12 protein-coding genes are annotated in these 12,404 nt (G+C 71.1%); 7 read left to right on the forward strand and 5 right to left on the reverse strand.

All coding sequences use genetic code 11. The annotated features are described in order from the left end of the window. The first annotated feature begins 49 nt into the window (after nt 1-49). From ACFVYE_RS00425 to ACFVYE_RS00440, 4 genes are all read left to right on the forward strand, one after another. Complete coding sequence (locus tag ACFVYE_RS00425; RefSeq protein ID WP_093539722.1) at nt 50-448, forward strand: ectoine synthase; 399 nt, start codon at nt 50-52, stop codon at nt 446-448. 3 nt (nt 449-451) lie between these two features. Then, entirely contained in the window at nt 452-1,345 is an 894-nt protein-coding gene (gene thpD / locus ACFVYE_RS00430; protein WP_383959564.1) for an ectoine hydroxylase, read from the forward strand. Nucleotides 1,346-1,450: 105 nt separating this feature from the next. Further along, nucleotides 1,451-2,476: a VOC family protein gene (locus tag ACFVYE_RS00435; protein WP_383959566.1), complete on the forward strand. Its 1,026-nt coding sequence runs from the start codon at nt 1,451-1,453 to the stop codon at nt 2,474-2,476. A gap of 56 nt (nt 2,477-2,532) precedes the next feature. Continuing rightward, nucleotides 2,533-2,754, forward strand: a complete 222-nt coding sequence (locus tag ACFVYE_RS00440) for a hypothetical protein (RefSeq protein ID WP_389603387.1) — start codon at nt 2,533-2,535, stop codon at nt 2,752-2,754. Nucleotides 2,755-2,765: 11 nt separating this feature from the next. Here the strand turns inward: ACFVYE_RS00440 and ACFVYE_RS00445 are convergent, their stop codons facing one another. After that, nucleotides 2,766-3,842, reverse strand: a complete 1,077-nt coding sequence (locus tag ACFVYE_RS00445; protein WP_383959570.1) for an alkene reductase — start codon at nt 3,840-3,842, stop codon at nt 2,766-2,768. A 156-nt stretch (nt 3,843-3,998) separates the two neighbouring features. On the opposite strand from ACFVYE_RS00445, the gene ACFVYE_RS00450 reads away from it, so the two are divergent. Further along, nucleotides 3,999-4,484: a MarR family winged helix-turn-helix transcriptional regulator gene (locus ACFVYE_RS00450; protein ID WP_383959572.1), complete on the forward strand. Its 486-nt coding sequence runs from the start codon at nt 3,999-4,001 to the stop codon at nt 4,482-4,484. A gap of 41 nt (nt 4,485-4,525) precedes the next feature. Here ACFVYE_RS00450 and ACFVYE_RS00455 read toward each other — a convergent pair whose 3' ends face one another. The 4 genes from ACFVYE_RS00455 to ACFVYE_RS00470 all read right to left on the reverse strand — a co-directional run bounded on the left by ACFVYE_RS00455 (nt 4,526) and on the right by ACFVYE_RS00470 (nt 8,298). Beyond that, nucleotides 4,526-5,587, reverse strand: a complete 1,062-nt coding sequence (locus ACFVYE_RS00455) for an aminotransferase class V-fold PLP-dependent enzyme (protein WP_383959574.1) — start codon at nt 5,585-5,587, stop codon at nt 4,526-4,528. Between the two features lie 119 nt (nt 5,588-5,706). Beyond that, complete coding sequence (locus ACFVYE_RS00460; protein ID WP_383959576.1) at nt 5,707-6,426, reverse strand: DsbA family oxidoreductase; 720 nt, start codon at nt 6,424-6,426, stop codon at nt 5,707-5,709. Nucleotides 6,427-6,562: 136 nt separating this feature from the next. Continuing rightward, nucleotides 6,563-7,273, reverse strand: coding sequence for an Imm52 family immunity protein (locus ACFVYE_RS00465; protein WP_389603390.1), 711 nt, complete (start codon nt 7,271-7,273; stop codon nt 6,563-6,565). A 44-nt stretch (nt 7,274-7,317) separates the two neighbouring features. Continuing rightward, entirely contained in the window at nt 7,318-8,298 is a 981-nt protein-coding gene (locus tag ACFVYE_RS00470; protein ID WP_383959580.1) for a GlxA family transcriptional regulator, read from the reverse strand. A gap of 70 nt (nt 8,299-8,368) precedes the next feature. Between ACFVYE_RS00470 and ACFVYE_RS00475 the strand changes: the two genes are divergently transcribed. Both ACFVYE_RS00475 and ACFVYE_RS00480 read left to right on the forward strand, forming a co-directional pair. Continuing rightward, on the forward strand, nt 8,369-9,787 hold the full coding sequence (locus tag ACFVYE_RS00475; RefSeq protein ID WP_389603393.1) for an MFS transporter: 1,419 nt from the start codon (nt 8,369-8,371) through the stop codon (nt 9,785-9,787). Between the two features lie 826 nt (nt 9,788-10,613). Beyond that, nucleotides 10,614-12,398 carry an ATP-binding protein gene (locus tag ACFVYE_RS00480; RefSeq protein ID WP_383959584.1) on the forward strand — a complete coding sequence of 595 codons (1,785 nt, stop codon included), beginning with the start codon at nt 10,614-10,616 and terminating at the stop codon, nt 12,396-12,398. The last annotated feature ends 6 nt before the right edge of the window (nt 12,399-12,404 follow it).

Here is a 12,404-nt window from a genome sequence, read left to right on the forward strand (position 1 = left end):
GCGGGTCCGAAGAGAAGCACCGCCGCAGAGAGAAAGGCACCGACCCACCGTGATCGTCCGATCGTTCAGTGACATCGAGAACACCGACCGGCATGTGAAGGCCGCTTCCGGAACCTGGGAGAGCAAGCGCATCGTGCTCGCACAGGAGAAGGTGGGCTTCTCGCTCCACGAGACCACGATGTACGCGGGCACCGAGACATCGATGTGGTACGCGAACCACATCGAGGCCGTCCTGTGTGTCGAGGGCGAGGCCGAGCTCACCAATGACGAGACCGGCGAGAAGCACTGGATCACCCCCGGCACGATGTACCTGCTGAACGGCCATGAGCACCACACCATGCGGCCGAAGACCGACTTCCGCTGTGTCTGCGTCTTCAACCCTCCGGTCACCGGACGGGAGGAGCACGACGAGAACGGTGTCTACCCGCTGTTGACCGAGGAGGGCTGAACCATGACCACCGATGTACGTGCCGATCTGTACCCCACACGCGGCGCAGCCGAGATGATCACGCCCCGTCAGGACCCGGTCATCTGGTCCGCTCCCGGCGCCCCGGGGCCGGTCGCCGTGAAGGAGCTGCAGGGCTTCGAGCGCGACGGCTTCCTCGGCGTGGACCAGCTGATCACTCCGGACGAGGTCGCCGTCCACCACGCCGAACTGGACCGGCTGATCACCGATCCGGCGGTGCGGGCCGACGAGCGCTCGATCATAGAACCGAAGTCGCAAAAGGTACGGTCGGTCTTCGAGGTCCACCGGATCAGCGAGGTCTTCGCCCGGCTGGTCAGCGATGAGCGCGTGGTGGGCCGGGCCCGTCAGATCCTCGGTTCGGACGTGTACGTCCACCAGTCCCGGATCAACGTCAAGCCGGGCTTCGGCGCTTCGGGGTTCTACTGGCACTCGGACTTCGAGACCTGGCACGCCGAGGACGGTCTGCCGAACATGCGGGCCGTGTCCGTGTCGATCGCGCTGACCGAGAACCACGACACCAACGGCGGGCTGATGATCATGCCCGGTTCGCACAAGTCGTTCCTCGGCTGTGCGGGCGAGACACCGAGGGACAACTACAAGAAGTCCCTGAAGATGCAGGACGCCGGCACACCGTCCGACGAGGCGCTGACGAAACTGGCCGACCGGCACGGCATCAAGCTCTTCACGGGCAGGGCGGGTTCGGCGACCTGGTTCGACTGCAACTGTATGCACGGCTCGGGGGACAACATCACCCCGTACCCGCGCAGCAATGTCTTCATCGTCTTCAACAGTGTGGAGAACGCCGCCGAGGAGCCGTTCGCGGCACCGGCGCGGCGTCCGGAGTTCATCGGGGCGCGGGACTTCACACCGGTGAAGTGACGTGCCGGCGAGCTGAACCGGGCAGGGGTGGGGCGACATCCGTCGTCCCACCCCCTCTCCGAACCCGGTGGACCGTGACGGCCGTGAGCGGCGACAGTGTGGCCCATGACTTCACTGGTACGTCACATCACGATCGACTGCGCCGACGCCTACGAGCTCGCCGGATTCTGGTCCGGGGTACTCGGCGCCCCGCTCTCCGACGAGGACGCCCCCGGCGATCTCGAAGCACTCGTCGAGGCCCCCGGTGCCGCGCTGCTGTTCATCTCGGTGCCGGAGCCGAAGAGCACCAAGAACCGTCTGCACCTGGACATTCAGCCGCAGGACCGCACCCGCGACGAAGAGGTGGAGCGGCTGCTCGGCCTGGGCGCCACCCTCGTGGCCGACCACCGCAGGCCGAACGGGCGGGGCTGGGCGACACTCGCCGATCCGGAGGGCAATGAGTTCTGTGTCGAGTGCAGTGCGGCGGAACGGGCTGCGCTGACCGGGACCCGGCTGCCGGTCACGGCGGACGACGTGACCACCGCGGTCCGCCTCGCGGTCGACACGCTCCGGGAGTCCTCGGTGGACGACTGGCTGGTCCCGGCCGGGTCGTTGGAGTGGGACTGCTGGGAGACCACGGAGCATCTGAGCGACGATCTCTTCTCCTACGCGGCACAGCTGGGCCCGCGGCAACCGCCGCTGGAGACATACGTTCCGTACCGCTGGAGCGCCGATCACGAGGGCGGTCCGGCGAACGCGATCTTCGCGGACCGGTCGGCCGGACCCTCCGGACTGCTCCAGACGCTGGAGGCGAGCGGCGCGCTGCTCGCGGCGATGGTACGGACGGCCTCGCCCGAGGTCCGCTCGTACCACTCCTACGGGGTGTCCGACCCGGAGGGCTTCGCCGCCATGGGCATCGTGGAGACCCTGGTGCACGTGCATGACCTCGCCGCGAGCCTGGATGTCCCCTGGGCTCCGCCCGCCGATCTCTGCGACCGGGTGCTGGCCCGGCTGTTCCCGGACGCCCCGAAGGACACCGACCGGTGGGCCGTCCTGCTCTGGTCGACCGGCCGCGCCGGGCTGCCCGGTCATCCGCGGGTCACCTCGTGGAAGTGGCACAGCGCGCCGCTGGACGGGGCCGGCCGGGAGTAACGGGAGCCCGGACGGGCGCGGGCTCCCGCCCTGGGGGTGCTGCCGGAATCGGTGCTGTGAAACAGCCTGTCGTGGGCCTGGCCCACCTGCCCGGCCCCGCCGACCAGGTACTGGCCGTCGAGGCACAGAACCCCCGCCCGCCGCGCGGTGCCGATCCTCGGCCGGGCGAGGGGCTCTGGGTGGTGACCGACCTCCTGAGCCTTCAGAAGGATGTGCTGGACCTCCTCGGGGACGCCCGGTCCCAGGCCGTGTCCGCGGCCCGGCCGGCCGCCCTGTGACCCTCACGGCCTCAGGGCCGGACGGTGTCCAGTGCCGGGTAGTCGACGTACCCCTTCGCGTCCCCGCCGAAGAAGGTCGACGGGTCCGGGGTGTTGAACGGGCCGCCGGCCTTCAGCCGGGCCGGCAGGTCCGGGTTGGCGATGAACAGCGCGCCGTACGAGATGATGTCGGCGATCCCGTCATCGATCACCGAGTGGTCCTCCGGTCCGGTCGGCCCGTCCGTCAGCAGGTTGACGATGAAGGTGCCGGAGAACTGCTTGCGCAGCGCGAGGGTCAGCTCGCGGATTTCCACCGCCTCCAGGACATGCAGATAGGCGAGGCCGAGCGGCTCGATCTCCCGTACCAGCGCGGTGTAGACGGCGTCCGGCGCGGGCTCGTCGATGTCGTTGTACACGTTTCCGGGCGAGATGCGCAGCCCGGTCCGCTCCGCACCGATCTCGGCGGCGACGGCCTTGACCACCTCGACGGCGAACCGGATACGCGCCTCCTCGGAGCCGCCCCACTCGTCGTTACGCAGGTTGGTGCTGGGCGCGAGGAACTGGTGGATGAGGTAGCCGTTGGCGCCGTGCAGCTCGACCCCGTCGAAGCCGGCGTCGACCGCGTTGCGGGCGGCCGCCGCGAAGTCGGCTATGGTCTGCCGGACTTCGTCGCCGGTCAGTTCACGCGGCGTGGTGAAGTCCTCCAGTCCCGCGCCGGTGTAGAGCTGACCGGCGGGCTTGACCGGGGATGCGCTGACCGGGGTCAGTCCGTCCGGCAGCAGGTCCGGGTGACCGATCCGGCCGGCGTGCATGAGCTGGGCGAAGATCCGGCCGCCCGCCGCGTGTACCGCGTCGGTGACCTTGCGCCAGGACGCGACCTGCTCCGCGCTGTGCAGCCCAGGAGTGGAGGGATAGCCCTGGCCCACCGCCGACGGCTGGATGCCCTCCGTGATGATGAGGCCCGCAGAGGCGCGCTGGGCGTAGTACTCGGCGACGAGATCCGTGGCGGTGCCGCCCTCACCGGCCCGGCTGCGGGTCATCGGGGCCATCGCGATGCGATTGGCGAGCTGGGTACCGGACAGGTCGATGGGGTCGAATGCGGTGGTCATGGGGGCTCCCGAGAAAATTATGTGGTCGGCCAATCATCTTGGTACTGCGCCACTGTAGTCCATTACTTGGCCGACCAAGGTAAAGTTCACAGAAAGCGACGCGCTAACCTCCCGACCTGCCGGGAGCGCCGCCCGGCACCACCCCGAGGAGTCCCGATGAAGGCCGATCCCGCCTGTACCGAGCTGCCGAGCGCCGCCCGCGGCGGCCCCGTCAGCCATGCCGTCTCGCGGGTCGCCCGGCTGCACCGGATCGCCGCGGGCAAGCTGCTCAAGGGGCTCGGGCTCTACCCCGGCCAGGAGTTCCTGATGATGTACCTGTGGGACGCGGGTGCGGTGCGCCAGTCCGAGCTGATCAAGGCCGTCGACCTCGACCCCTCCACCGTCACCAAGATGCTCCAGCGCCTCGAACAGACCGGGCACGTCCGCCGCTGCCCCGACCCGGACGACCGCCGGGCCGTCCTGGTCGAGGCCACCGACGGCAGTTGCGCGTTGCACTCCGACGTCGAGCGGGCCTGGACGAATCTGGAGGAGCACACCCTCGCCGGGCTGGACCCGGCCGAACGCAAGGAGCTGGCCCGGCTGCTCGCCAAGGTCGAGGAGAACCTCTGCCACGAGACCGAGGACTGTCCCGAGCGCCGCTGATCCCCCGGTGTCCTGGCGGGTCCACGCGGATCCGGGCGGGTTCAGCCGGAGAGCACGTCCAGGACACGGTCCACATCGGCCTCCGTGTTGTACAGGTGGAAGGCCGCGCGCAGACTCCCCGCCCGGTTCGAGACCATCACCCCGGCCCGCGCCAGCTCCGGCTCCCGCCCGCCGAGTCCGGGCACGGCCACGATCGCCGACTCCCCCGGCACCGCCTCGTGCCCCAGCCCCGCCAGCCCGGCCCGCATGCGGGCGGCGAGCCCGGTGGCGTGGGCGTGGACGGCGTCGATGCCGACCTCGCCGAGCAGCGCGAGGGAGTGCTCGGCGCCGTGGTACGAGAGGAAGGCCGGCGGTTCGTCGTAGCGCCGGGCGGTCGGGGAGAGCCGCTCGACCGGGCCGTACGTACTGTTCCAGGGGGCATCGGAGGCGACCCACGCGGCGAAGACGGTCGGCAGGGTGCGCTGCGCCTCCTCGGTGACGGTGAGGAACGACGCACCCCGCGGGCAGAGCAGGAATTTGAAGCCGCCGGTGACGGTGTAGTCGTACGCCCCGGCGTCCAGCGGCAGCCAGCCGGCCGACTGGGTGGCGTCGAGCAGCGTCCGGGCGCCGTGGGCGGCGGCCGCCGCACGTACCGCGTCCAGATCGGCGATCCGGCCATCGGCGGACTGCACGGAGGAGAAGGCGACGAGATCGGTGCCGGGCCGTACCGCGTCGGCCAGTCCGTCCAGCGGGACGTAGCGCATCCTGAGATCGCCACGGACCGCGAACGGGCTGACGACGGAGCTGAACTCCCCTTCGGGCGCCAGGACTTCGGCCCCCGCCGGCAGCGAGGCCGCGATCAGCCCGACGTGTACGGAGACCGAGCTGCCGGTGGCGACCCGGTCGGCGTCGACACCGGCGAGACGGGCGAAGCCGGCCCGGGCCGCGTCCACCGCCTCGAAGTCGCCGGAGCCGGCCCTGCGACCCGTGGCGATCGCCTCGGCGAGCGCCTTCACCGCGTCCACGGTGCGCCGGGGGAGCAGCCCACAGGTGGAGGTGTTGAGGTAGGCGGTCTCCGGCGCGAACTCGTCGTCCATCGCACGGCTGAGCGAAGTAGTCTCCATGGGCCCAGCCTGAAGCCCCCTTGACTCATCGTCAATTACAAAGAGTCAAGGGGTGCACCCAAGCAATGCTTATGTATGCAGCTGAGCGAGGTGTCGGGCGACGGCGTCGGCCTGCGCGCTCAGGCGTTGCTGCCGGTCTGCGGGACCTCGCAGGCACCATCGGCATCGCACGCCGCGGCGTCTCCGCCGATCGCGGTCAGCGGCCGGTCCTTCCACGCCTGTTCGAGCGCCTGGGCGAAGACCTCGGCGGGCTGGCCGCCGGAGATCCCGTACCGACGGTCGAGCACGAAGAACGGCACCGCGTTGGCCCCGAGCTCGGACGCCTCGCGCTCGTCGGCCCGCACCTCGGCGGCGTACGCCTCCGGGTCGGCGAGGACGGCACGCGCCTCGGCGGCGTCGAGTCCGGCCTCGACGGCCAGCTCGACCAGTACGTCACCGTCGAAGACGGAACGCTCCTCGGCGAAGTTCGCCCGGTAGGCAAGGCCCAGCAGCTCGTCCTGGCGGCCTCGGGCCTTGGCCAGGTGGAGCAGCCGGTGGATGTCGAAGGTGTTGCCGTGGTCGCGGCCCTCGGTGAGGTAGCCGAGCCCCTCTGCCTGCGCGTTGGCCGCGACGTTCGCCTCCATGGCCTTCGCCTCTTCGCGGGTGCGCCCGTACTTCTGCGCCAGCATGTCGATCACCTGCACGGTGTCGCCCTTGGCATGCGTGGGGTCGAGCTCGAAGGACCGGTGCACGACCTCGACCTCGTCACGGTGGGCGAACCCCGACAGGCCCTTCTCGAAGCGGGCCTTCCCTATGTAGCACCAGGGGCAGGCGATGTCGCTCCAGATCTCGACGCGCATGTCTCTTCTTCTCTCCGTGTTCTCGTACGTACAGCTCAGGCGGCGCGGAGCCACCCTCCGCTCCCGTGCACAACGCAGGAGCGGACGCCCTCATTCCCCGGTTGCGCGGGGCCGGTCGTCCCGCCGGTCCGGACGGTCACAGCACGGCCCGGTCCATCGGGCACGGCAGCGGCTGCAGCGCACCGGCGTCGCGCAGCCGCAGGTAGGCCCGCAGTACGTCCTGCACGTTGCCTCGCGGAGCGATGTCGAGGAGAACGCCTCCGACACGGAGCTCCTTGTGCCCGGCCGTCATACCCTCCGGCAGCAGGGCCGCGCGTGCCGGGGAGAGATAGCCGACCCAGCCGATGCTGGGCTCACCGACGACGAAACCCGCATCGTCCTCCAGGGCGTCGAGCACATCGTCGTCGGTGACATCGCCGAAGTCGGGCTCCCATGCCTCGGCGACAGCAGCAAGGAGATTCCCGTCGGAGATCTCGGCGTCGTCCGGCGATCCGACACCGATCACCATCGACTGGTGGAGGAACTCCGAGACGCCGCCCCCGTTCCCGCTGACCTCGATCTTCCAGCCCGGCTCACCCGCGAGGACGAGTCGCAGCCCGAACCCGACACGGTCCGACCAGCCGTCGGCCTCCCGGGCCGCGCGCAGAGCGGCGAGGAGGGAATCCTCGTTCGGCAGGAGATCGGTTGCGGGCCCGGACGAATGGATCTGCCGCCACGTCCACACAGCTCCCGAGCCACCCGCCGGAAGGATCTCGGCAAGCTGGTCCAGGGTGAGCTTCCATCGCCGGGTCAGCGCCTCGGCCGACTCCTTCCGGGCCCCCCAGAAGCCCCGCACCACACGTCGCATGTCCTGCCTCCGCCGCTCTACGCCCGAACCCGCCCCGGGCCGGATCAGACCGTGGCCGCCGCGACCGGCGCCACGGTCAGTCTGCTGAAAGAGGCACGGTACGCGCTCGGGGTGAGGCCGAGGCGGCGCTGGATGTGCTGGCGCATCGAGTCCGCGGTACCGAGGCCGCTGGCGCGAGCGACCCGGTCCATGGGAAGGGTGGTGGTCTCCAGCAGTTCGCGGGCCCGCTCGATGCGCTGGTGGAGCAGCCATTGGAGGGGGCTGAGTCCGGTCTCGGCGTGGAAGCGGCGCGAGAGCGTCCGTACGGAGACGCCCGCGTTGCGGGCCAGGTCGGTGAGGGTCAGCGGTTCGTCGAGGTGCTGCATCGCCCAGGCGCGGGTGCAGGCGAAGGAGACGCCGCGCTCGGGCGGCAGCGGGGTGTCGGTGAACTGCGTCTGCCCACCGGGCCGTACCGGAGCGACGAGGGTGAGTCGGGCGACGCCGTTCGCGACGGCCGCGCCGTAGTCGGTACGGATGATGTGGAGGCAGAGGTCGATCCCGGCCGCGTATCCGGACGAGGTGAGGACCGTGCCGTCCTGGACGAAGAGGACGTCCTTCTGGAGATCGACGCAGGGGTAGCGGTCACCGAGTTCGCCGGTGTACGTCCAGTACGTGGTGGCGGCGCGCCCGTCGAGAAGGCCCGCCTCGGCGAGGGCGAAGGCGCCGGTACAGATGGAGGCGATGCGCTTGCCGTCGGCGGAGGCCCGGCGGAGCGCGGCGAGGATGCGCGGATCGGGCTCCTCGCGGGAGCCGGCGCCGGCGATGATCACGGTGTCCGCGGTGTCGATGACGTCCAGGCCGTGCGGAACGTGCACATCGAGTCCGCTGCTGGTGCGGACGGGACCGGGCTCCGCGGTGCAGAAGAGCGTCTCGTATCCCGGGGCACCGGCGATCTCGACCTTGCTGAACAGCATCTCGGGGATGGCGATGTTGAACATCGACACGGGCGGCGTCGAGATGACGACGACACGGTGCACAGGCGGCATGGCCAGAACCTCCGGAGGTATGGCATTCAGGCCGCTACTGTATGCCGGGGTCGATCGCCAGGCTTGGCACATGCCAACAGAGAACCTCGTTCAAGCACCGGATTCCGCTGCCGAGTTGCCCCGCGACCGGCACGCGCAGAGCCCCTCCCCTTCCCCCTCCCCCACCCTGACCCTGGTGGCCTCCCTGCTCGGCTTCGCGCTGATCATGCTGGACGCGTCGGTGGTGAATGTGGCGCTCCCGTCGATGGGCTCGGACCTCGGCGGCGGAATGGCGGGGCTGCAGTGGGTGGTCGACGCGTACACGATCGCCTTCGCCGCACTGCTGCTGTCGACGGGCGCGTTCTCGGACCGGATCGGTGCGACCCGTGCGTACACCGCCGGGATCACCCTGTTCACGCTGGCATCGGTCGCCTGCGGTCTGGCCCCGAACCTCCCGGCCCTGATCGGCTTCCGGGTGACGCAGGGCATCGCGGCCGCCGTCGTACTGCCGACGACCCTCGCCCTGGTGCGGCAGGCGTACGCCGATCCCGCGCAGCGCGGTCGTGCGGTGTCGCTGTGGGCGGCGGGCGGCACGACGGCTGCGGCGCTGGGCCCCGTCGCGGGCGGAGCGCTGACCACGGCCTGGGACTGGCGGGCGATCTTCTTCATCAATCTGCCGGTGGGCCTGCTCGCCCTCGCCCTGACGTCCCGCGCACCCCGCTCGGCCCGCCGCCCCGCGCCGCTGGACCTGCCGGGCCAGCTGACCGCCGTACTCGCACTGGCCGCGCTGGCCTTCGCGGTGATCGAGCACGGAACCCTGGCCCTGGTGGCGCTCGGGGTGGCGGTCCTGTCGCTGGCCGCGTTCCTCCGCATCGAGTCGCACCACCCGCATCCGGTGGTCCCGCTGGGCCTGTTCCGCAACCGGACGGTGGCGGTGGCGGTGACGGCCGGTTCCGCGCTGAGCGTCGCGTTCTACGGAATGATCTTTGTCTTCAGCCTCTTCTTCCAGCAGGTGCGCGACCAGTCGGCGCTGACTGCGGGCCTGATGTTCCTGCCGATGACCGGACTGCTCGTGGTGGTGAACGTGCTGTCGGGCAGGCTGGCCAATCGCCACGGTCCCCGGCTGCCGATGCTGACCGGTCAACTGCTCGCGGTGGGCGGCCTGTTGCTCCTGCTGCTCGTCGACACGGACACGCCACCGGTGCTGACTTCCCTGCTCCTGGTTCCGCTGGCCCTGGGCGCGGGCCTGGCTCTGCCGCCGCTGACCGCGGCCATGATGGAGGCCGTGCCGACGGACCGGGCCGGTGTCGCCGCGGGCGTCCTGAACGCCGCCCGCCAGGTCTCCGGCGGCCTGGGCGTGGCGGCGTTCGGTGCCTTGGTCGCAACCGGCTTCGAGGACGGCCTCCGGACGAGCCTGGCGATCAGCGCCGCACTGCTGACGCTGACGGCACTGGCAACGACCCGGCTGCCGAGTGGCGGGCCGGCCGCCTCGTCGAGAGACAGCAACTGAGCTGCCGGGAGCGGCGAGAGTGCCGGTACGGCCCGGTGCGGATCGCCGCCGGTCGGCAGCAGTGTTCAGACACTGCCGCCGCTCCACGTATCCCACCCCATGAACAGACCGACGAGCGGACCCCGTAGGGCACAGCCGCTTGCCGCTGCTGCCGGAACCCTGGCAGTCGCAACGGCAGGCGTCTCGACGGCGCGTGCCGGGCCGGGTCCGGCCCACGTCAGAACATGCCCGAGATCCTGCCGGATCCCACCCGGCGAACCAATGCGGTCACGGCACCGGATGGATGGCCGTCGCCCCGGGCTCCGCGAGGAACCCGGGGAACAGAACCCGGCGTACAGCCCGACTCGCCTGCCGCTCGCCTCGCCCGGGGCGTGCCGCCCTTCCGCTGACCGGGGTTCATCTCAGTGGCCGCCGCCCTCGCCGGGTGTTTCAACAGCCCTGGAAGTTGCGTGGGTTCGGCTTCGGCCTGCGCTTGGTTGGCTGGAAAGTGGTTGTTGGTGCCCGGAGTTGACGTGCGGACGGCGTTCACTTTTACAATTTTGACACTTCATCAACGCATTTGCAGCCCGCCTCTATGCGTCAGCCGGGCTGAAAGGATGTCATCTCCCATATCACGGACGGACATTCAGACGGTTGGTTCACGACGAACTTGGGTCACCGGCGGACTGTGCAGATAGTCGGATCTTCTCGCGCGGCAGTGTGGCTAGCATGAGCAGGTACCCGGTCGGAAGATCGCCTTCCTCTTGGCGACCCCCTTTCCGACCTGCGGCCGCCGTGAGTCGGCTGCCCCCGTTTCTTCTGATCTCATGGACCGAGGGACCGCGGAATGTCAGTGCCTGCACCGCTCAGTCAGCACCGGCCGGCGAAGACGCCGCGCACCTCGCCGACCACGCCCCTGGTCGTGCTGGTGGTGAGTGCCGCGGCCGGCGGCGTGTCCGTCGCCCTGGCGCCGTCCGGCGCCCGCGCCTGGGCGCTGACCGTGGCGGCGGTCGCCTGGGTGTGCGTGGCCGCGGCCGTCCTCGTCAGTCACCGGCTCGTCCGGCGGGCCCGGCACATGGTCGCAGCGCAGACCTCCGAGACCGGCCGTCTCAAGGCGCAGTCGACGCAGCTGTCGGCGGAGACCGCGCACCTGGTCAACGTGACACTGCCGGCTGTGGCCGGGCAGCTGCGGGACGGCACGAGCGCGGCCGACGCGCTGGGCAGCGTGCCCCCGCCGTCCGACCCGCAGCTGGGCCGGATCATGCACACCTTCGCCGCCGCCGTCGAGGAAGGCGTGCAGCACGCGGCCGCCCTGGACGGCGAGCGCCGGCAGGCCCAGTACGAGCTGAACGAGGCGGCCACCGCGCTGGAGCGGCTGGCGCAGGAGACCCTGCCCGCCGCGGTCGCCCGGCTGCGCGAGGGCCAGTCCGGCGACACGGTGCTCGCCGAACTCGACCTGCCGCGGCTGCCCGTGGTCCGCACTCCGACCGAGTCGTTCGTCCGCGAACTCGCCCACAGCGAGCGGCGCGCCGCCGCGGCACAGGCCGCCTCCGCCAGGGCGCTCAGCCGCGTCCAGGCCAAGTCCGTCAGCATGCTCGCCGACCTGCGGGACATGCAGGAACGACACGGCGAGGAGGTCTTCGGTGACCTGCTGAAGCTGGACCACAGCACCTCCCAGCTCGGCCTGATGACCGACCGGCTCGCGCTGCTCATGGGCGGCCGGTCCAGCCGCGCCTGGAACAAGCCGATCGTGATGGAGAGCATCCTGCGCGGCGCCGTCGGCCGAATCGCCGCCTACCAGCGGGTGCGCCTGCACTGCTCCACCACCGCCGCGATCTCCGGCTTCGCCGCCGAGGGCGTCATGCATCTGCTCGCCGAGCTGATGGACAACGCCGCGAACTTCTCCCCGCCCATCGACGAGGTGCACGTCTACGTCGAGGACCGCAGCGCCGGCATGGTCGTCACCATCGAGGACAGCGGCCTGAAGATGGCCGACGCGGCCATGCGCCGCGCCGAGGAGGCGGTGTCCGGTCACATGACCGACCTCGCCTCGCTCCAGGGCACCCGGCTCGGCCTCGCCGTGGTCGGACGGCTCGCGGTGAAGTACGGCATCAGCGTCAACTACCGCCCCTCGTCGCGCGGCGGCACCGGCGTCGTCGTCCTGCTGCCCCAGCAACTGCTCGCTCAGCAGCGCGAGTCGGTGTCGCGCGGGGCGGCCGGCCGCCCCGCCGCGGAGACCGCGCCCACGCCGGGCCCCGCCCCCGCCGCCTCGCCCGCCCCGGCGCCCGAGCCCACCTCGCGCCCCGGCGTCCCGGAGCGGCCCGCCGCCCGGCCGGAGCTGCCCGAGCAGGAACAGCCCCGGCGCGCCACCGGCTCCACGCTGAACGGCCTGCCCGTCCGCGCCCCCGGCCGCACCATGGCCGAGGCGGAGCGGGAGCGCGAGCAACGCCGGTCGGCGTCCGAGGCGACATCCGGGGCCGCGTCCGGGACGGCGGACGGAGACCGACCGGAGCAGCGCCCGGCACGCGACGCGGGCGCACGGTTCGGCGCCTTCCACCGCGGGCGCCGGGCCGCGGGCGGCACCGCCGGGCCGGATGCCCGGCCCGAGTCCGAGCCACCGGCCGCCCCGTAGCCGCCG

This window comes from Streptomyces sp. NPDC058239 (genome assembly GCF_042882185.1).
Classification (GTDB): domain Bacteria; phylum Actinomycetota; class Actinomycetes; order Streptomycetales; family Streptomycetaceae; genus Streptomyces.